Consider the following 21089-nt stretch of genomic DNA (forward strand, 5'->3'; position numbering starts at 1 on the left):
TATGCAGTGCAATTAAAAAAACAAATTAAAGCAGTAGAAAATAACAATACCCAAATTGGATATTTAAATGCTAAAATCACTGCACTACGTGAACCTATATTAATTGGTGTTGTATGTGTTGTAATATTGATTCAGGTTGAGTTTCTGGGCGGCCAACTTGCAGGTATTATGATTAGTTTATTGTTTTTTTACCGTGCATTGTCTGGCCTAATGATTTTTCAAGGAAGCTATAACAACTATCTTTCTGTATCTGGTTCATTAGAAAATATTATTGATTTTGAAAATGAATTAAAAGTAAATAAAGAAAGCAATGGGAATAAAGATTTTAAACAATTTAAGGATAGCATTATCGTTAAAAATGTAGATTTTGGATACGATGAAACAGATGGTATACTCAAAAACTTAAACCTTGAGATTCCAAAAAATAAAACCATCGCTTTTGTAGGAGAAAGTGGAAGTGGGAAAACAACGTTGGTTAATTTAGTGGGCGGATTGTTGAAGCCAAAAAAAGGAGAAATTTATGTAGATGGTGTTTCTTTTGAAGAATTAGACTTGAATGCTTATCAATCTCGAATTGGATACATTACGCAAGAACCCGTAATCTTTAACGACAGCATTTTCAACAACGTAACACTTTGGGCAACACCAACCCCTGAGAATATAAAACGATATGAGGAAGCTCTACAACAAGCTTCATTGCATCAGTTTATAGCTACATTATCCAAAAAAGGTGAAACTATGTTGGGGAATAACGGGATTAACTTGAGTGGTGGACAAAAACAACGAATTTCCATTGCACGAGAACTGTATAAAAACATTGATATTCTTATATTAGATGAAGCGACATCAGCATTGGATTCTGAAACAGAAAAAGAGATTCAAACAAATATCGATAAAATTAAAGGAGATTATACGATTTTAATCATTGCACACCGACTTTCCACCATTAAAAATGCTGATAAAGTGTACATGATGGATAAAGGAGAAATTATTGATGAAGGATGTTTTAATGACTTATTTGAAAGCTCCAGTCACTTCAGGAAAATTGTAGAATTACAAGAATTGTAGTTGTACCTTAATAATAACTTAAATGCAAAACATTGCCGTAATTATACAAGCACGAACAGGGTCAAAGCGACTACCAAATAAAATGTTGAAGCCTTTTATCAATAATAAAAGCTTACTAGAGGTTATTTTGGGGCAATTTATTGACTTTAAATATAAAGTTATCCTTGCAACCTCTACTAAAAAACAAGACGATGCAATTGAAGAGATTGCAAAGAAGAAAAATATCACATTTTTTAGAGGAAGTGAAAACAATGTTTTGGGAAGGTTTATTGATGCTGCCGAGGAAAATAATATTGATATTATTGTAAGAGTCTGTGCCGATAATCCTTTTATATCCATAGATTATATATATGATTTAATAGCATCCTATAAAGCATCGCCTGCAGAATACATCAGCTTTCAAACTACAAATCAAACACCATCAATTAAAACGCATTATGGCTTTTTTGCGGAACTTGTTGAGCTAAAAGCACTGAAAAAAATAATCAAAAAGACAGACGATTCCTTCTATCAAGAACATGTTACAAATTATATTTATGAAAACGAAAATGAATTTGCCACACGCTTTTTAGCAATCCCTTTTAAAGAAAATCAAAAAATTAGATTGACAATTGATACTTTAGAAGACTTTAAGTTGTGTCAGAACATATATCTTGCAAATTATTCTAATAAAGAAGCTTTAATTCCTGAAAATTTAGTGGAGTTTTTGAGTAATGAAGAAGAATGTTTAACATTAATGCAACAACAAATAGATAAACAAAGAAAATGAATGATCATACCTACATTATTGGAGAAATAGGGCAAAACCATAACGGTTCTGTTGAAATAGCAAAACTGATAATTGATCTCATTTCTCGACCAATTCATGATGAAGTTTTTGGTGAAGTTTTGAAGGGAATGGATGCTGTAAAACTGACCAAAAGAGATTTAACGCAAGAGCTTTCTCAATCACAAATGGATAGACCGTATGATAATCCAAATTCATTTGGAAAAACTTATGGCGAGCATAGGGAATACTTAGAGTTAAGTGATGAAGAACACTTTGAAGTTTATAAATATGCGAAAGAAAAAGGCTTAGAATTTGTTGAAACTTTGTGTGCAACAGGTTGCTTATCTCTTCTTAAATTGTTTACGCCAGATAGGTTAAAGGTAGCTAGTAGGGATTTAACTAATTTACCCTTGTTGGCAGCATTGGCAGAAACAAAAATTCCTATAATCGTTTCAACGGGGATGGCTGGAAAAAAGGAGTTGGATGATGCAATTGAAACCATTACCAAATACCATAATGATTTATCTATTTTGCATTGCGTTTCACAATACCCCACACATCCAAAAAGTGTAAATCTCAGAACAATCAACTATTTAATTAAAAATTATAGTGATTATACTATTGGTTACTCGGATCATACCATCGGTATTTCTACGCCAGTTGCAGCTGTTGCAAGCGGTGCTAAAATAATTGAAAAGCACATTACAATTGACAGAAGAATGAAAGGGACGGACCAAGCAGGTTCCTTAGGCCCAGATGGTGTTCATCGTATGGTTCGAGATATTCGTATCTTAGATGAATCCCTTGGGGAAGAAAATATATTTATTGTTGAAGATACGACAGCAGCCAAAAATAAACTGGAACGATCGATTGCTTCTAAACGACTAATTAAGAAAGGCGAGGTTATACAAGAAAGTGACATCCATCTGTTATCTCCTGGTGACGGATTTAAATGGATAGATAAAAATCTTGTTGTAGGAAAAACAACATTAAGTGATATCCCTGCTAACGAAATTATTTATTCAAAACACATACTATGAGTACAAAATTAAAAACAATCGCTTCTGATAAAGAGCAAAACAACAGATCTGATTTGACTAATTTATTTTTAAATAATCCTATTTTTAAAGATGAAAAAATTGCAAATAGTGCTCTTTTTTTAAAAAGACAGGAACTATCAAAGATTTTATTCTTTAATGAAATCTATTCAAAATTAATACACACGCATGGAGTGATTATGGAACTTGGAGTTCGTTGGGGCCAAAATTTAATCACTTTAAATAATTTAAGAGGAATATACGAACCCTTTAATCACTCTCGAAAAATAATTGGATTCGATACTTTTGAAGGCTTCCCTTCTGTATCAGAGCAAGATGGCAAAGCAGACTATAATGTTGAAGGAGCTTTTAGCGTTTCTAAAAATTATGAAAGCTATCTAGAGAAACTCTTAAAATGTCATGAAAACGAATGTCCTTTGAGCCACATCAATAAAAACATTGTTATCAAAGGAGACGCAACTAAAACATTGAAAAAATATTTAGATGATCATAAAGAAACGATTATTGCATTTGTATATTTTGACTTTGATATATATCATCCTACTAAAGAGTGTTTAAAGTTAATTAAGCCCTATTTGACTAAAGGTTCTATTATAGGTTTTGACGAGCTATGTGATCCTGGTTTCCCGGGAGAAACAGAAGCTTTAAGAGAAGTTTTTGGCACTACTAATTTTCGTATAGAACGTAATCGTTTTTCAGGCATACAATCCTATTTAATCTTTGAATAATGCAAATAAAATTAGTACTCACGGACATTGATGGAGTTTGGACAGATGGAGGAATGTATTACGACCAAACAGGCAATGAATGGAAGAAGTTTAACACTTCTGATAGTGCTGGAATCTTATTCTGTAAGAAATTAGATATTCCTACAGGTATTATAACCGGAGAGGACACAGAAATTGTTAAAAGACGACACGAAAAATTGAAAATAGACTACCTTTTTCAAGGAGCGAATGACAAATTAAGCACAATAGTTCAACTGTGTAAGCAATTGGATATTTCTTTAAAGGATGTTGCATACATAGGGGATGATATTGGGGACATGGAACTTTTGAAACATGTTGGTTTTTCATGTGCTCCTGCTAATGCGCCTCAGTATGTAAAAGAGATAGTTGATCATGTTACGGTTTTAAAAGGCGGAGAAGGTGCATTCCGAGAATTTGTGGAATATATGGTAACTACAATCTTAAAAAAAGAAATTAAGTCTCTGATTTAATAAAACACACCACAAGCTATGACCAGAAAAGAAGTCGTTGACATCTTAAACCAATTTGAATCTGAACATCCCGTTGACGAATGGACTGTTAAAGGTATTCATGTGTGGCCGATGATTAAAATTGATTTGTTTTTTAGGTGGTTAAAAGTCACAGATGAGCGATATAAAAAATCATCAGAACTCTTTAAAGTTAAGAAAAACAACTTATTCAAAAAGTCTTATTTGACTGTAATATCAATGCTAAGGTTAAGTGTCTTACTAATTAAACCGACAAGAAAAGAAGAAAGCTTTTTCTTTTTAGATTCACGATCTTACAGATCAAAAATTGATAATAAACAAAGAAATAGGTTTTATCATTCATTAGTAGACTATATTAATCATTTAAAGCCTGCCTCAAAAATGATATATATAAGTGATGACTCCGAATACTCTATCTATCCATCAGATGAGTCAATTTACTTTAGTAGTAAGTATTTTCATGCTATTCGACTTTTGAGTTTGTTTAAAAAACCAAATAAAGTTAGTGAATCAAGCCATTTTGATTCTTTAATGAAAACCTTTGGTGAAGATGGCTACAAGATTGTTTCTAAACAACACTATAAAAATGAAATAGATAATTTATTCAATTCTATTTTGGAGCAAAAATATTTAATAAAAACAATCTTACGAAAGGAGAATGCAACGCTTACTTTTGAATTGTGTTTTTATTCACTTACACGTTATGCGGCCAACATAGCAGCAAGAGAACTAAACATAGAAACAATAGAAATACAACATGGTGGAATGGGTCCTGAACACATCGCCTACTCAGGTTGGAGTAAATTTCCTAAAGAAGGGTATGAATTAATGCCTAAGACGATATGGCTTTGGGATGATGCCAGTTACAACCTCATAAAAAAGTGGACGAACAAACAACATTATCATAGTTGTTTTTTAGGAGGAAACCCTTGGATTTCATTTTTATTGAACGACAGTCAAAACAAATATTCAAGCTTTCCAACTGATAAAAAAATCATTTTATACACGCTTCAAACACATGACATAGAACCATATTTGTTAGAAACGATTGCTAGTACTCCTGAAGAGTATCAATGGTGGATTAGGTTACATCCCGGTAAATTAGACGCACGAAATTCTATTTTAGCACAAATAGAAGAGCGAAACCTTTTAGACAAAGTAATAATTGACAAAGCCACTAATTTGCCTCTTCCAATTATATTATTGAATACTTCTGTGCATATTTCTGCCTTCTCGGGAAGCGTTATAGAGGCTGCTATGCTAGGGGTGTTTTCTATTTTAATTGATGAAATTGGTGTTTCTAATTATCAAAAACAAATTCAGGATGGGTTAGCTGTTGCGGAGTTAAGTAAAGATAAAGACAAGTTAATTGAAAAAATAAAATCTTATCCCACTGACTCGATATATGAAAATAATAATTCTCATGAGAACCAATATAATAATTATAAAAGCTTTATTGATAATCTATTAACTTCATAATAATAAACGTACAAATTTCAACAATGAAAATCCTCATCATCTCTTATTACGCTTTTCCTTTAAACGCAGTAGCCTCCTACCGCATCGAATCATTTTGTGAGGGATTTACCCAACAAGGAGCAGATGTGACGCTCTTGACTAGGCACTGGGGGGAATCGTTTAAGTCTTGGGAAGATATTTTATCGTCTAACGAAAAAGAACCAGAAATAAAACATGAAAAAGGCTATCGCCAAATTTTCTTGCCATATAAGGCTAAACCGAAAGACAGTAAGTTTCGTTTAATAAGTACTTTATCTACATTTAAAAACTATTTATTGGGTAATTTACAAACCGAAACAAATGCTTATGCTAATTTCAAAGCTTATGCTTTAGATCTTTTAAAGAAAGAAAGTGATTTTGATTTAGTATTGGTTTCATCACCACCAAACAACTTAATAAGATTAGCTTCATATTTATATAATAAGACAAATATACCTTATGTGTTAGACATTAGAGATTTTCTAAACGATAGATATTTGATGAAACAAAATAAAGAAGATTTTAAAAGTTATGTTTTAAACACATTCACTTTTTTACACGTTAAAAAATGGATGAAAAATGCGACACTTGTTACTACTGTTTCTCCCATCCTAGCAAATGTTTTTAGGAAAAAATATAATAAAAACACCATATTGGCACTTAATGGTTATGAGCAGAAGTATTTTCAAAATGAAAAGTTAGTGGTTTATAGAAACAAAACGTTTACGATACGTCATCTAGGTTCGGCTTATCAAGGTTTCGATTTCAAACCAATTATCTACGGAATTTCTAAGTTTATGTCTAAAAACCCCAACGTTAAAGTAAATATAGAACTTATTGGAATGCATAATTCACAAATTGAAGGTGAATTTTTAAAAGCTTTTAACTCACAAAACCTAAAGATTATAAAGAATAGGGTTTCCAAGAATGTCGTGATTGATAAAACCATAAATTCAGATGTGCTTTTGCTAGCTTGGAATCTTTATAAAGGTAATTACGGAACAAAATTGTTTGACTATCTAGCCTCTGGTTCTCATATTTTATTGTGTCCACCTGATAACAGTGTCGTTGAAGATTTAATCCGCAAGCATGAGAACGGATCGGTAGCCAATACTTCCGATGAAGTTTGTGCGGTTTTAGAAGAACAATATAAACTTTGGGAAGAAGGAAAAAATAAAACGAAAATCAATAATTATCCTCAGTTTGCACGTGAAAATATTGCAGTAGACTTGTATCAGGAGTTAAAACAGATTGTAGATGCAAATCAATAGAAAGATCAGTGTAATTATTCCTTGCTTTAATGGTAAGGACTTCATCAAAGATACGATCCATTCAGTTTTAAATCAAACTTATACAAACTTTGAAGTTATTGTTGTTAATGATGGTTCAACAGATAACTCAGTTGAAATAGTCCAAGCTTTTAATGAAGAAAGAATTAGTATAATTCATAAAGAAAACTCAGGGGTGTCAGATTCTAGAAATTTAGGATTTAAAAGAGCTAAAGGAGAGTTTGTAATTTTTTTAGATGCAGATGATTTACTTTCTGAAAACTTTTTTGAAGCAGCTTTGAAAACATTTAAAGAAGATACCTCAATTGATTTCCTTACTGTTGATATTTCGAACATAGATGAGAATAATAAACCTATAGCATCTGAATATAACTACAGAGGCACCTACAAAAATGTTCAAAATGAAGTTGTTTCATTTAAAATAAATGTAAGCACCTGTCCATCGGCATATATTTATCGAAAGGAACAATTACAAAAACATAAAATCTATTTTAACAAAACCCTTTCTAGTCCAGCTGACCGTTATTTTTTATTAGAAATCGGAGCATATTTAAAAGGAGGTTTTATTTCCGATGCACCTTTGAAATACAGGGTGCACCCCAACAGTATGTCGCATTTGAAGTCTAAAAAACTCGTTCTTGATCAAGAAATTTTTTTAAACCATACTTTACAGCAGAACATATTAAAAAGAAGTGAAGATGTTTCTATTTTCAAACGAAAGTTGTACTATCAACTATTTGTAGATTTTTTAAAGTTAAAACAGCCTTTAAAAGCATTTAAATATGGATATCATTACTTAACCACTTATATTAATTCAAATAATTAACTTGTATTCAAATGAATATTCTTATATACACAAATTTTAATGGTAGATCTATTTGTATAGAATCTACAGTGTTGTATTTTAAGAAAAATGAAAACATAAAATTATTAACAACTGTCGAACGAGGAGAAATTCACAACATATTAGAACAAAAAGAAGTTTCCTGTTATGCTGCTCCTAAAAGTTCACATTTTAAGCAAGTTATATTTCTCTATCGGTTTATAAAGAAACACAAGATTGATGTAGTTCACGCCCACCTCCAACTGCCAAGCTTTTATGCTTCTTTGTTGCATAAGTTTTACAGATTCAGACTGTTTACTGTTCGTCATAATAGTGATGTGATATATATAGATGGGAGTAAAAAGGAAATATATATTGAACGAATTATCAATAGACTAAGCCCTCAAATAATTGCTATATCTGATGTTGTAAAAGAACAACTTACTAAAAATGAGAAGGTTTTTGCAAAAAAATAAAGCGTATAAATAACGGTTATGATTTTAAACTCCTGAATGAACTTAGTGATAATGAACACCTATCTAAATTAAAAGTAAGGTATAAAAATCAGTTTATTGTGTTAATGCCTGGGCGGTTTATTGATGCAAAACGACATGAGCTCGCGATTGAATTAGTCAAGCAACTAAAAAATAAAATACCTCATCTTCATCTTATTTTTATTGGAAACGGCCTCAAAAAACAATCTATTACGAACTCGATTATTCAACACGGGCTAGACAAACACATAAGTATTTTAGATTACACCACATATATTTCAGATTTTTATAAAATATCCGATCTTGTTATTCAGATTTCAATTAGTGAAGCGAGTAACAATGTAATTAAAGAGGCTTTGTTTTACGACAAACCTGTTTTAGCTTGTAAAAAAGTAGGAGATTTTGAAGACTATTTACATGGAGAATTATTATTGGACAAACAGGATCCGCTTAAACAATTGGAAAAAAAGATAGTATCTTTGTCAAAGGATCAAAACTATTATAAGCTACAAGTAGCGCAATCGAAAACGAAAATGATTTCTCTATTTGATATGCAAAATGTGGGAAAAGCATACGATAAAATCCATCAAAAATTAAAATAAAATGGCATCAGAAAGACAAGCATTGGAAGTGAAAAGTCCTTGGTGGGGTGAACATGTGCATCGATACAATTACTCATTAAAGCATTTTATCAAAAAAACTGATCGTGTTTTAGATATTGCCTGTGGAACAGGTTTTGGGACGGATATAATTGCAAAGCACAGTGAAAATGATGTTATAGGCGGAGATATTTCTGATGAAGCCATTGAGTTTTGTAAAAACAGCCTTTCTCGGAAGAACTTATCTTTCCACCATATGGATGGTACTAAACTACCGTTTGAAGATGGACATTTTGATGCAATAACATCTTTTGAAACCATTGAGCACACCACTGAATTCCACAAAATGATTTCAGAATTTAAGAGAACTACAAAAAAAGAGGGTTTAATTATTTTATCCACCCCTAACTTTATTATCAATAGTCCTTCTGGTGTAGTAACCAATCCATTTCATACGCAAGAATGGAATTATGATGGATTCATGGAGTTGTTAAATAAACATTTCAACAAATATGAGTTGTTTGGCCAAAAATATAATCGCTATTCAAAGAAGAACGTGGCTTATCGTTTAGAAAATCTACTTTTACAAAGAGGAGTTCGAAAAATGCCTTTGAAATGGCAAAATAGCATTATGAAAATGGCAGGTCAAGAAAGTGTTTATCCTTTAGAAGATGATTTCGAAATGGTGAAGGATAAAAAAGAAATTTTGAAGTGTAAAACGTTTTATGTGGTGTGTTGGAATGAGTGATATTATATTTAACTATTTAGAATAGTTGTTTTTCATAAGTTATAAATTACAATTACTTTAAATTCTTGTTTTTTCTACTACGTTGATTTTGAAAAACACTAGTTTGTAGTGCTTCTATGCTCTTGCTTTTTCCTCACCTCTGTTTTCCCAGCCAATTTGTTGTAAAATGCTGTTTTCCTATTCGTTTTCTGTCAAAATTGACTTTTTAATTATCTTTGTAAAATGACCAAAATTCTTGTCATTCGGTTTAGTTCTATTGGAGATATTGTGCTCACAAGTCCAGTTATACGCTGTTTGAAAACACAAATACCAAATGTCGAAATACACGTCTTAACGAAAAAGCAATATGCAGAACTTTATGTGGCGAATCCGTATGTAGATTTTTTGCATGAGTGGGGTGAGGAAAATGACATTGTTTTATCTGATCTGAAAGCAGCTAATTTTTCTTATGTGATCGATTTACACAAGAATTTACGTACCGCTAAAATTAAAAGTAAACTGCGCAAAGAAAGTTTTGCTTTCCCAAAATTGAACATTCAAAAATGGTTGTATGTGAACTTTAAATGGAATAAAATGCCTGATGTTCATATTGTTGATCGCTATTTTGAAGCCGTAAAGCCTTTAGGTGTTAAAAACGATGGAAAAGGTATCGATTTTCGCATCAAAATTGATTTTATGTCTTTTGCGAAACGTTTTCCTGCGCAGGACCAATATATTGCTGTGGCGATTGGTGCTCAGTTTGCAACTAAAAAAATGCCGGTTGCAAAAATGGCTGAACTTTTACGTGACTTGCCGTTAAATATCGTTTTGGTGGGTGGTCCAAATGACCGTCAAGAAGGGGAGGAAATTCGCAAATTATTGCCAAATCAAAACATTAACAATACCTGCGGCGCACTTTCCATTCATGAATCAGCACAGGTCGTTAAAGATGCGCAGGTCTTGATTACCAACGACACCGGAATGATGCATATTGGAGCTGCTTTTGACACACCCATCGTGAGTATTTGGGGCAATACCGTTCCCGATTTTGGAATGTACCCTTATCGTCCGCAAGCGAAAGATTCTTTTTCGATTCATCAGGTGAAGAATTTGTCTTGTCGTCCTTGTTCAAAAATTGGCTTTGCAAAATGTCCAAAAAAACACTTTAAATGTATGGTTGATCAAGATATCGATGCCATTCGCAAGAAAATTAATCACTTTTTAGAAAAATAAATAATGTGAATTTGCGTATGCTTTCCTTTGCATTCTAAACGTGATATATCAAACAAATTGATTAAATTCGACATGAAAATAACCGTTATGAAAATTAGTTACTTTTTGATACTTTTTTTTGGGCTCGCCCTTAGTAGTTGCACCTCAAAATCAGCAGATGAACAAACCACAAAGCATGGATTCTTAGAAGCAAGTAAAGAAATTGCACAATCTTACAACACTTTTGATTTACGTCCATACGAGATTTCAGCAGCAATAAAATTGCCTACAGATAAATCAATTAGTGTTCTTCATGAATTAGACGCTTTTGATTGGGAAATTTTAAACGATGATCAACCCTTCCTAATTATTCAAGATTGGGGAGCAGAAGATGCAATTGGTCATCATTTAGAAAAAATAGAAAACGAAACTGCATCAATTGAAATACTTGAAAAGAATGAGCACCTTGTGCTATATAAAGCAGCTGAAGAAAACAGTGAACACATTTACCATGCTGCAGTTCAACACAAAATCGATGAAATTAATTTCTTGTTTTTATCCCCCAAAAACGGTTTAACTGAGGAGCAATTGATTTCTGTACTTGCTGCAATGAAAAGCGTAGAAGTTTATTCAAGATAGAGCTTGACTGTAGGAGCTAGAACATAGCAGGTAAGCAATGATTTACTTACTCTTTTTTGCGGTCTACTTCATTTTGTTTAAACGCGGATGGAATTAAATCTGGAACAATTTTAAGAATGAGTGGCAAAAGTATCATCCCGCCGGGTAACATAAAAATGGCTAAAGCTGGTAATGATTTTGCTAAATCTTTAAACTGTTCTTTGACTTTTTCTTTCTCTTCAGGGTTTAACTCATGATTAAAAGATTTATTAACTAAGGCTATCAGTTCTTTACTTTCTCTTAGTTCTTCAATAAATTTATCCTTGTTTCTACCAAGTACTTTAATCCACCTTTTTGAGAAATTTCCATACAGCTGCTCGTAAGAAGAACGCTCCTGCAAGAATAAAATTTGATGGTTGTTTTCCATCACAAAGCGCTCTATGAGGATGATGGATTTTTCCAATTGTTCACGCTCAATTTCTAGGTGTTCACAAAGCTTGTACAAGTAAATGATTTCTTCACTTATCGCAGATAAATCGGAGTGCACAGTTAAAATTGCCATGTCTAAGAGATAAAATTTATACAAATCATCATTTTGATCAGGCAATACGATATCTGTCAGGAAAAGCTCTTCGTTTTTGAGTTTTTGGCGAAATTCTTTTTTTGCGTCTTCCTCCATATTGGCGGTTGCCAAATAAACATTTAAGATTTGATCTTCCGCATCAGCAATTTTATGGTCAACCTGCGACATTACTCCAATCGTATTAAGCGCTCCCATCACAAAGGCATGATAACTGTCTTTGAGCTCCTTTTTATTGATCAAAAAAGAACGAAAGGCCAACACATCTAGGTAAACAAGGGAATTATTTAGGTAATTCACCCACAATTGATTTCCGAAATTTTTCTTTATATGAACCCGTTTGCGCAAAATGTTTTCAAGTTTTACCTCATCACTTTCTTTAAAAAACAACTTTAAAACATTCAAAGACATCCCATCTTTAAACTGTTCGTAAAAAGTGCGTAAAGTAGATACAAACTCTTCTTTATTTACAGTCTTTTTCTCGGATAAATAAACCAATAATAAACATTCAAAAAGCAGAAACATCGTCTTCTCATCTGTTGTCCATTTATCGTGGAGATTATCTTTGTAGAAGATAAATGAACTCGGAAAACCAAAAGAAATTCCAGCGTTAAAAAATGTATTGTGCAGAAAGTTTGCTTTGGAAATGGTCGCTGGTTGCGCCATCGCATTCAAATCGATAAGGCCTTCATCAATTAATGAGAAATACTTATCTATCCAATTTTTAGCTCCTGGTTGTATCATTTGAAGATCTTCTTATTGTAAATCATAAATATAAAGAAATCTAATTTAAACCGTATAATTAACTGTGTTCAGCTAATCGAAATGCGCTTAAATGTGGAGAATATGAGATTGTTTTTTAACCACACAGCGGACTGTAAATGAAAAAAATAAATACCTACCAGGCACTTTGCCCGTAGTTTAATACACTAAATTAAAAAGCACGCTCTTTTACTTAACAAGATCCTTCCTCTGAAAAATGAATAGATGAAGTTAATAATACGGGTTAAATAAGTGCTAATTATTTTTGTTGCGTTTATTTAATCTGAATTTTCGATTATTAACAAGGATAAAACGCAGGTTAATAAACAAAGAATTTGTTTTTGTAAAGGTCTCGGAAGGGGTAAGAAACATATATCCGGCACGCAGATGAAATCCAAATAATTTGTAGCCAATTACGGGTGAAAAACCAAATCTTTCTGTTTCGAAATTTGAACGCACCGCAAGGTCAACTCCATAGGTTAAATCAACTCGACTAGGTTTATGCCAATATCCTAAATTAAAACCCAGGGCATTATTGGGAATGTTATATTCTAATCCACCATGAACACCATGGGTTTTAGGTTTTTTAAATCTTATGTTTTTGAATTGTGCTTCCATTCCAATTTCTCCAACAGTAAAGCGTCCTTGTTGAATTCCAAAATAAGGTCCTAATTTCCTAACACTTGGCTGAATCAACGGTTTTTTATTTTGCGCAAAAAGAAGTGAGCAACAACTTAAAACAACGATAAAGAATACTGTTTTGACGAACTCAATACGCATTGGTATCTCTTTTTTGGAGAGAATCTAATTGACTTTTCATTTCTTTTATATCCTCCATTGAAATTCCTAAACTATCTGCCTGTTTTTTTAACTGGTTTAACTCTTGAAAGTTAAATTCTTCACCCTCCAAAACATGTTCATTAAAAGTATTTTTTAACCAGATAGAGCTTTCCTCAATTGCTGGAATTGTTGCAGCTGCTGTAACTTTTACAGGAGAATAAAACATAGATTCTTCTTTCACTTCATTTGGAATAAAACCACCGCGTTCGTCATAAGTTTCCAATAAAATAATGAGTATGGAAAGGGTATATAACATCTTAATAGCACCAAAGAAAAGACCTAAAATTTTATTTATTGGACTTAGATTAACCACTTTCAGCATCCTTTCTATCATTTTTCCAGCAAAAAACACCATTGCACCGACAGCAAGAAAAGTAACCGTAAAAGTAACTACAGGTAAATATTTTCCTTCAATATCGATGTTTTGAAGAATTAAATCGGAAGTCCAATCAGAAAAATGAATACCTGCATAAATACCAACTAAAAGCGCCAATAATGTAAAAACTTCAATAATCAATCCTTTCCTAAACCCAACCCACGCGGCATAAGCTAGCGGAATAATTATGATGATGTCTACGAAATTCATATTGTTCTTTTATTTGCGAAAACTACCCAGTTTTTAGTAGGTCAAATGATCTAAACCTTCTTAATCGATGTTCGTAAATACTTGTTGAATATCATCGTCATCCTCAATCTTATCCAAAAGTTTTTCAATTTCTTCTGATTGTTCATCATTTAATTGAATTGGTGCCGTAGGAAAACGTTTTAAACTCGATTTTTCGACTTTGATGTCGCGTTCTTCTAATGCAGTTTGAAGTGTTCCAAAACTTTTATAGTCACCATAAATCGTTATCCTTCCTGATTCATCTTGTTCTATTTCCTCTAATCCCGCATCAATTAATTCAAATTCCAATTCCTCAATATCAATACCCTCTGTTTCTTCGAGTTCAAAAACAGCTTTTCGGTTAAACATAAATTCTATTGAGCCATTGGGAACAACTTGTCCACCTGCTTTATTGAAATAAGCCTTAACGTTGGCAACGGTTCGAGTGGTATTGTCTGTTGCACATTCTACAAAAACCAAAACACCATGCGGAGCTTTCGCTTCATAATTAATCAGTTCGTAATTTTCTACATCCTTAGCCGAAGCGCGTTTAATGGCTTTTTCGATATTATCTTTCGGAACATTTTGGGCTTTAGCATTTTGAATTGCAGTTCTTAACGAAGCATTCATTGCTGGATCTTCACCACCTTCTTTGGCAGCCATTGTGATAACTTTCAGTAACTTAGGGAAAACTTTTGACATTTTATCCCATCTTTTCTCTTTGGAGGCTCTTCGTGCTTCAAACGCTCTTCCCATAACTTATTCATCTTTTGTTCAATTCAAATTTAATATTTTTTTGGCTTACCTATTTAAATCAGATGATTTAATTCAAAATTACGAGTAAAGTTACATCAAGCCAGTTCCAATTGATTCCCACAACATCAAAACAATGAAAAACGTAAACTCCTATCTCAATGTTTTCTAATACCGCTTGAATTTTATATATTTGTGTGAATTTAGAATTTGTTTATGCATCTATTCGAATCTATAAATAGTAAAAAGAAAGCCTTACTGAAGCGCAATCCAGAATGAACTTTCTTGTGATGCGTTTTCAATGCACCTCCCCACCAATTAATTTTAATTCAAAAAAAACACGACTTTATGCCGTTTTATACGAAATTGGGTAAAATTCCAAATAAAAGACATACCACCTTCAAAAAAGAAGAAGGCGGATATTATTACGAGCAGCTCTTTGGAACGGAAGGTTTCAGCGGAACTGCTTCTTTAATTTACCATGTTCACCGTCCTACAATGGTAAAAAAATTGGAGAAACGATTGATTTAACGCCAACAGCCGCTTTGGAGAAATCGGTTACCAGTCAAATGCTCAATGGATTCAAGGTAAAAACTGAAGGCGACTATTTAGACAGTCGAAAAATTGTAATGTTTAACAACGACTTAAACATTGCTTTATCGGCACCGCAAGATTCCATGAAAGATTATTTCTACAAGAATGCCGATTCAGATGAAATGATTTTTGTGCACGAAGGAACAGGAACGTTAAAAACCATGTTGGGAAATATTCCATTTGGTCCTGGCGATTATTTAATCGTGCCACGCGGAATTATTTACCAAATCCATTTCGATAGCAAAGACAATCGACTCTTTATTGTAGAATCATTTTCTCCAATATACACACCAAAACGCTACAGAAATGGCTTCGGACAATTGATGGAACATTCTCCATTTTGCGAACGTGATTTTAGAGCGCCAAGTGAATTAGAAACACACGACGAAAAAGGTGAATTTCTAATGAAAATCAAAAAGGAAAATACCTTACATCACATTACTTATGCATCACATCCTTTTGATGTTATTGGTTGGGACGGTTACAATTTCCCGTATGCTTTCAACATTAAAGATTTCGAACCGATTACAGGACGAGTACATTTACCACCGCCAATTCACCAAACTTTTGAGGCACATAATTTTGTAATTTGTTCTTTTGTGCCTAGATTATACGATTATCATCCTGAAGCTATTCCAGCGCCTTACAATCACAGTAATATCGACTCCGATGAGTTGCTTTACTACGTTGACGGTGATTTTATGTCGAGAAACCACGTTGAAAAAGGATTTATTTCTTTGCACCCGATGGGCATTCCACATGGACCACATCCTGGAGCAATGGAAAGAAGTATTGGTAAAAAAGAAACGGGAGAAACCGCTGTTATGGTGGATACATTTAAACCGCTAAAATTAACACAAGCAGCTTTGGATATTAACAATCCTGATTATGCTTACAGTTGGTTAGAAGATTAAGAAAGAATTAGTTAAATAGAGTAAATAAACAATCATAAAAATATTGCAATGGCAAAAAAAGTAAAAAATGTAGAGTACGGACTAGAGAAAATTTTTGACGGAGCACAAGATTTCCTTCCATTACTCGGTACGGATTATATTGAGTTTTATGTAGGAAATGCAAAACAAGCAGCGCATTTTTACAAAACTGCTTTTGGTTTTCAATCGTATGCTTATGCAGGATTAGAAACAGGTGTAAGAGACAGAGCTTCTTATGTGTTAAAGCAAGATAAAATTAGAATTGTACTTACAACGGCATTAAAAAGTGATCATCCAGTTGGAGAGCATGTAAAAAAACATGGTGACGGTGTGAAAATCGTTGCTTTATGGGTTGAAGATGCAAGAAAAGCGTACGAAGAAACAACAAAAAGAGGTGCGAAATCTTACATGGAACCAACGGTAGAAAAAGATGAGCATGGTGAAGTTGTTCGTGCAGGAATTTACACTTACGGAGAAACAGTTCACATGTTTGTTGAACGTAAAAACTACGACGGTACATTCTTACCAGGCTTCGTAAAATGGGAATCAGATTATAACCCAGAGCCTGTTGGATTTAAGTTTGTTGACCACATGGTTGGAAACGTAGGCTGGAATGAAATGAATACGTGGGTAAAATGGTACGAAGACGTAATGGGCTTTGTTAACTTTTTATCTTTTGATGACAAGCAAATTCACACTGAATACTCTGCCTTGATGTCGAAAGTAATGTCTAACGGAAACGGAAGAATTAAATTCCCAATTAACGAACCAGCGGAAGGAAATAAGAAATCTCAAATTGAGGAGTACTTAGATTTCTACGAAGGTCCAGGAGTTCAGCATATCGCTGTAGCAACGGATGATATTCTAAAAACGGTTTCAGATATGAGAAAACGAGGCGTAGAGTTTTTATCTGTTCCTCCACAGTCTTACTATGATTTAGTGCCGAATAGATTAAAGGAATTTGATCACGAATTAGAAGAAGACATCAAGAAACTTCAAGCATTAGGAATCATGATTGATGCCGATGAAGAAGGTTATTTATTGCAAATCTTTACGAAGCCAGTTGAAGATCGTCCAACATTGTTCTTTGAGGTAATTCAAAGAATGGGAGCGAAAGGATTTGGTGCGGGTAACTTTAAAGCACTTTTCGAATCTATTGAACGTGAACAAGAATTACGAGGAACTTTATAAACCCTCTACTTTTGAAATAACAAACACCTTCTTTCAAATATCGAGAGAAGGTGTTTTATTTTTTTATAACTTCGTATCAGTTTTAAAATTATCGATGGTAAATAATAACAAAGGTCATTTGCGTTCGTTTTATTTATCGATTGAAAGTTATTATTGCTTACGTTAAACGATTAAATTACATCTCAGAACATGAATTCATACGAAAATCTTCAAGCTATTGCAGATCGCGTAAATACTTTAAGTCAGCAACTCTCTTCAGAAAAATTGTCTCAAAAAGAATTAGAAGAGTTTAAAAGCCTCTCAAGAGATCTATACGAAAGAGCGCTTATTTTAGATTACAAAGCAAAAGAAGAACAGGTTTATGCCAATTCATCGTCTAAGCAAACTGAAGAAAAAGCAATAACAGATGCGCCAGAACCTACCGAAGAAATCATAAACGAGGTAGAAGAAACGGCTGCATCTCCTAAAAATGAAACAAAAGAAGAACAAGAGACTGCTTCGGCTGGAGAAATTCAATTTGATTTCTCAGGAGAATTTGACCAACAAAAAAGTGAAGAAGTTGTTGATCGGGAAACCACTAAAATAAGTGAAGCGGTAGCAACAGAGACAAAGGAAACCTCATCGGTTGAAACACCGACGAATACCGCACCAGAAACACCTCCAGCTAGAGCAGCTTCAAGCGGTGATGCCCAGTCTTTTTACGCTTATTTTTCTAAGGCATATCAACAAGCTGCTGGCGACCGATTAGGGACTTCAAAGTTGGATACACTTCAAAATGCAGTCGGATTAAACGATCGACTTCTTTTTATCGGAGAGCTATTTAATGGAAACACAGATCTTTACAATTCTATTTTATCAACCTTAGATGACCTAGAAAACAATGAAGCGGCATTGCGCACGTTAAGCGAAGTTGCTGCCAAAGAAAATTGGGACAAAGACAATAGTGCGGTAGATGAATTCGCACATTTGATAATTAGAAGATATGTCGAGTAAATCTATATTAGCTTTCTCATTACTGATCTCTTCTTTTCTTATTTACGGTCAAGAAGAAAAAGCAAGACGTATTACAGAAGTGCTTTGCAGCGATTCACTTTATGGAAGAGGATATGTAAAAAATGGTGTCAATAAAGCCGCTCATTTCCTCAAAGATGAATTTCAAAAAGCTGGGTTACAACCTTATTTTAAAAACAACTCCTATTTCCAAACTTTTTCAATGGATGTAAATACTTTTCCTGGTACTGTAAAAGTAAAAGTGGGGAAAGAAATGCTACAACCAGGAGTAGATTATTTAGTTGATGCTACTTCAGGAGCTTTTGAAGGCAAACTTGATTTAATAGCAATCGACACGAGCGTTCTCACTAAAAAATATCCTATTGATTCAATTATAGCGCAGGTAATCGATGGGGAAAAAAGTGGTTTTTTTATCGACATAACAGGCATGACACCAAAAGCCGCCTATAAAGCAGTTTATACCTTCAACACATTAGCCATAAATATAGGGCCTGTTGTTTATGCAACTGATCAAAAATTTACTTGGTCGGTAGGAAGAAAACAGTTAAAACACCCAATTTTACACATTAAATCAAGTAAAATTGATGAAAACGTCCAATTAGAAGTACAAATCGAGGCTGAATTTGTAAAAAATTTCGAGAGTAAAAATGTTGTAGGTTATCTTCCCGCTAAAAAAAGGTCAAACAAAGCAGAAACCATTGTTTTTACGGCACATTACGATCATTTAGGCGGAATGGGAACAGCACCAGAAACCTATTTTCCAGGCGCCAATGACAATGCTAGCGGAACAGCAATGTTAATTTCTATGGCCGATTATTTTATTGAAAACCCAAGTGAATACAATATTCTATTCATTGCTTTTGCTGGAGAAGAGGCTGGTTTAGTTGGTTCAAGGTATTTTGTAGAAAATACTCATCTCGACCTTTCAAAAATTAAATTTTTATTAAATCTTGATATCATGGGCAGTGGAGAAGATGGCATTACTGCTGTAAATGGACGGATTCATAAAAAAGCATTTAAGTTATTACAGAAAATCAATACGAAAAAACAATATTTGAGTCAGGTAAAACCGAGAGGTGAAACACAAAACAGTGATCATTATCACTTCCATATAGCAGATGTTCCTTCATTTTTCATTTATACCATGGGTCCCAATAAAAATTATCATGACGTTTACGATACCTACGAAGAACTTTCGTTTGATGCCTATGACAACATTGTAAAATTATTGGTTGAATTTATAGAGCGCATATAGTTAACCGATTTTGTTCTGTGCTTATCCGCCTATTTCGCCAAACCATGATAAATAAAAGTAGACAGCTTCATAAAACAAAAAACTTATTTTTCGTTCGTCAGTTGCCTGTCTCCCTATTCCACTGTCATCCTTTTAAAAATACAAAATAATCTCATGAATAATACGGGATAAGCAGTAGCGAATTGACTATATTTGTGAACCATGATAAAAGTGAGTGATATTAAAGCCCCGATAGCCGACGAACTGATTAAGTTTGAAGCGCATTTTAAGCAAACAATGCAATCAAAAGTTCCGTTGTTGGATAAAATCACCCATTATATTATTAAAAGAAAAGGAAAGCAAATGCGTCCGATGTTTGTTTTCCTTACTTCTAAAATGTTGGGAGAAGTAAACACAGATACTTATAATTCGGCATCTTTAATTGAACTTTTACATACAGCGACGTTGGTACACGACGATGTTGTAGATGATGCAAATGAGCGACGTGGTTTTTTCTCAATCAATGCCTTGTGGAAAAATAAAATTGCGGTATTAGTTGGAGATTTTCTTCTTTCAAAGGTCTTGCTAATGAGTATTGAACATAAAAAATACAGATCTTTAGAGATTGTAGCACGCGCCGTTCGAGAAATGAGTGAAGGAGAATTGCTTCAAATTGAAAAAGCACGAAAATTAGACATTGATGAGGAAACCTATTTTGAAGTAATTCGACAGAAAACAGCCTCTTTAATTGCTACTTGTTGTGAGGCAGGAGCAGTTTCGGTTGAAAGAGAAGATGAAGCAGACCGCATGCGGCAATTTGGAGAAAAAGTAGGATTAGCATTTCAAATTAAAGATGATATTTTTGATTTTGGAACGCCAGGAAAAATTGGGAAACCTACTGGTAACGATATTCGTGAACAAAAAATGACGCTTCCTTTAATTTACACCTTAAACACAGTCGATAATAAAACCCGAAAAGAACTCATCAATATTGTAAAAAGATATAATGAACGTCCAAAGAAGGTTCGTCGGGCAATACAGCTCGTTATAGAAAATGGAGGTATTGAATACGCTTATCAAAAAATGATTGCCTTAAAAAATGAGGCTTTAGCTTTATTAGAGCCCATTCCTGATTCACCAAGTAAGAACTCCCTTATAATGCTTGTTGAGTACACAACAAATAGAGAAAAGTAAAGG

At 33.4% G+C, this 21089-nt stretch carries 21 protein-coding genes and 1 pseudogene; 18 read left to right on the forward strand and 4 right to left on the reverse strand.

Annotated elements, in window-relative coordinates; all coding sequences use genetic code 11:
- Positions 1–6: 6 nt before the first annotated feature.
- From CW751_RS15625 to CW751_RS01160, 13 genes are all read left to right on the forward strand, one after another.
- A complete protein-coding gene (locus tag CW751_RS15625) occupies positions 7–1068 on the forward strand; it encodes an ABC transporter ATP-binding protein (RefSeq protein ID WP_240612511.1) in 1062 nt (353 codons plus the stop codon).
- A gap of 22 nt (positions 1069–1090) precedes the next feature.
- Positions 1091–1837, forward strand: a complete 747-nt coding sequence (locus CW751_RS01105; RefSeq protein ID WP_101333111.1) for a cytidylyltransferase domain-containing protein — start codon at positions 1091–1093, stop codon at positions 1835–1837.
- Complete coding sequence (locus CW751_RS01110) at positions 1834–2877, forward strand: N-acetylneuraminate synthase family protein (protein ID WP_101333112.1); 1044 nt, start codon at positions 1834–1836, stop codon at positions 2875–2877. The genes CW751_RS01105 and CW751_RS01110 overlap by 4 nt, the downstream gene beginning before the upstream one ends.
- Complete coding sequence (locus tag CW751_RS01115) at positions 2874–3623, forward strand: crotonobetainyl-CoA--carnitine CoA-transferase (RefSeq protein WP_101333113.1); 750 nt, start codon at positions 2874–2876, stop codon at positions 3621–3623. Before CW751_RS01110 ends, CW751_RS01115 begins: the two co-directional genes overlap by 4 nt.
- The gene (locus tag CW751_RS01120) at positions 3623–4114 is read left to right on the forward strand and encodes a KdsC family phosphatase (protein WP_101333114.1); all 492 of its coding nucleotides are present in this window, start codon (positions 3623–3625) and stop codon (positions 4112–4114) included. The genes CW751_RS01115 and CW751_RS01120 overlap by 1 nt, the downstream gene beginning before the upstream one ends.
- Positions 4115–4132: 18 nt before the next feature.
- On the forward strand, positions 4133–5611 hold the full coding sequence (locus tag CW751_RS01125; RefSeq protein WP_101333115.1) for a hypothetical protein: 1479 nt from the start codon (positions 4133–4135) through the stop codon (positions 5609–5611).
- Positions 5612–5634: 23 nt separating this feature from the next.
- A complete protein-coding gene (locus tag CW751_RS01130) occupies positions 5635–6900 on the forward strand; it encodes a glycosyltransferase family protein (protein ID WP_101333116.1) in 1266 nt (421 codons plus the stop codon).
- Complete coding sequence (locus tag CW751_RS01135; protein ID WP_101333117.1) at positions 6887–7744, forward strand: glycosyltransferase family 2 protein; 858 nt, start codon at positions 6887–6889, stop codon at positions 7742–7744. The genes CW751_RS01130 and CW751_RS01135 overlap by 14 nt, the downstream gene beginning before the upstream one ends.
- An 11-nt stretch (positions 7745–7755) precedes the next feature.
- Positions 7756–8217 (forward strand): glycosyltransferase, encoded by a 462-nt coding sequence (locus tag CW751_RS01140; protein WP_101333118.1) that lies wholly within the window; start codon positions 7756–7758, stop codon positions 8215–8217.
- A gap of 32 nt (positions 8218–8249) precedes the next feature.
- Complete coding sequence (locus tag CW751_RS01145; RefSeq protein ID WP_262484517.1) at positions 8250–8837, forward strand: glycosyltransferase; 588 nt, start codon at positions 8250–8252, stop codon at positions 8835–8837.
- Between the two features lies 1 nt (position 8838).
- Positions 8839–9582, forward strand: coding sequence for a class I SAM-dependent methyltransferase (locus CW751_RS01150; protein ID WP_101333120.1), 744 nt, complete (start codon positions 8839–8841; stop codon positions 9580–9582).
- A 222-nt stretch (positions 9583–9804) separates the two neighbouring features.
- Positions 9805–10794 carry a glycosyltransferase family 9 protein gene (locus tag CW751_RS01155; RefSeq protein WP_101333121.1) on the forward strand — a complete coding sequence of 330 codons (990 nt, stop codon included), beginning with the start codon at positions 9805–9807 and terminating at the stop codon, positions 10792–10794.
- 87 nt (positions 10795–10881) lie between these two features.
- A complete protein-coding gene (locus CW751_RS01160) occupies positions 10882–11412 on the forward strand; it encodes a hypothetical protein (RefSeq protein WP_133122094.1) in 531 nt (176 codons plus the stop codon).
- A gap of 46 nt (positions 11413–11458) precedes the next feature.
- Here the strand turns inward: CW751_RS01160 and CW751_RS01165 are convergent, their stop codons facing one another.
- The 4 genes from CW751_RS01165 to CW751_RS01180 form a co-directional block, all read right to left on the reverse strand.
- A complete protein-coding gene (locus CW751_RS01165; RefSeq protein WP_101333123.1) occupies positions 11459–12715 on the reverse strand; it encodes an LETM1-related biofilm-associated protein in 1257 nt (418 codons plus the stop codon).
- A 273-nt stretch (positions 12716–12988) separates the two neighbouring features.
- Complete coding sequence (locus CW751_RS01170) at positions 12989–13513, reverse strand: hypothetical protein (RefSeq protein ID WP_101333124.1); 525 nt, start codon at positions 13511–13513, stop codon at positions 12989–12991.
- The gene (locus CW751_RS01175; protein WP_101333125.1) at positions 13503–14159 is read right to left on the reverse strand and encodes a CvpA family protein; all 657 of its coding nucleotides are present in this window, start codon (positions 14157–14159) and stop codon (positions 13503–13505) included. The genes CW751_RS01170 and CW751_RS01175 overlap by 11 nt, the downstream gene beginning before the upstream one ends.
- Before the next feature lie 60 nt (positions 14160–14219).
- Positions 14220–14933 (reverse strand): YebC/PmpR family DNA-binding transcriptional regulator, encoded by a 714-nt coding sequence (locus CW751_RS01180; protein WP_101333126.1) that lies wholly within the window; start codon positions 14931–14933, stop codon positions 14220–14222.
- 345 nt (positions 14934–15278) lie between these two features.
- Here CW751_RS01180 and CW751_RS01185 point away from each other — a divergent pair.
- The 5 genes and pseudogenes from CW751_RS01185 (at position 15279) to CW751_RS01205 (ending at position 21086) form a co-directional block, all read left to right on the forward strand.
- Positions 15279–16438: pseudogene (locus CW751_RS01185) on the forward strand (homogentisate 1,2-dioxygenase).
- A gap of 48 nt (positions 16439–16486) precedes the next feature.
- Positions 16487–17647 carry a 4-hydroxyphenylpyruvate dioxygenase gene (hppD, locus tag CW751_RS01190; RefSeq protein ID WP_101333127.1) on the forward strand — a complete coding sequence of 387 codons (1161 nt, stop codon included), beginning with the start codon at positions 16487–16489 and terminating at the stop codon, positions 17645–17647.
- 189 nt (positions 17648–17836) lie between these two features.
- The gene (locus CW751_RS01195) at positions 17837–18640 is read left to right on the forward strand and encodes a hypothetical protein (RefSeq protein ID WP_101333128.1); all 804 of its coding nucleotides are present in this window, start codon (positions 17837–17839) and stop codon (positions 18638–18640) included.
- Complete coding sequence (locus CW751_RS01200; RefSeq protein WP_101333129.1) at positions 18630–19913, forward strand: M28 family metallopeptidase; 1284 nt, start codon at positions 18630–18632, stop codon at positions 19911–19913. The genes CW751_RS01195 and CW751_RS01200 overlap by 11 nt, the downstream gene beginning before the upstream one ends.
- Positions 19914–20114: 201 nt before the next feature.
- Positions 20115–21086, forward strand: coding sequence for a polyprenyl synthetase family protein (locus CW751_RS01205; protein WP_101333130.1), 972 nt, complete (start codon positions 20115–20117; stop codon positions 21084–21086).
- Positions 21087–21089 lie beyond the last annotated feature (3 nt).

The organism is Brumimicrobium salinarum (assembly GCF_002844555.1).
In the GTDB taxonomy this organism is placed as follows: Bacteria; Bacteroidota; Bacteroidia; order Flavobacteriales_D; family Crocinitomicaceae; genus Brumimicrobium; species Brumimicrobium salinarum.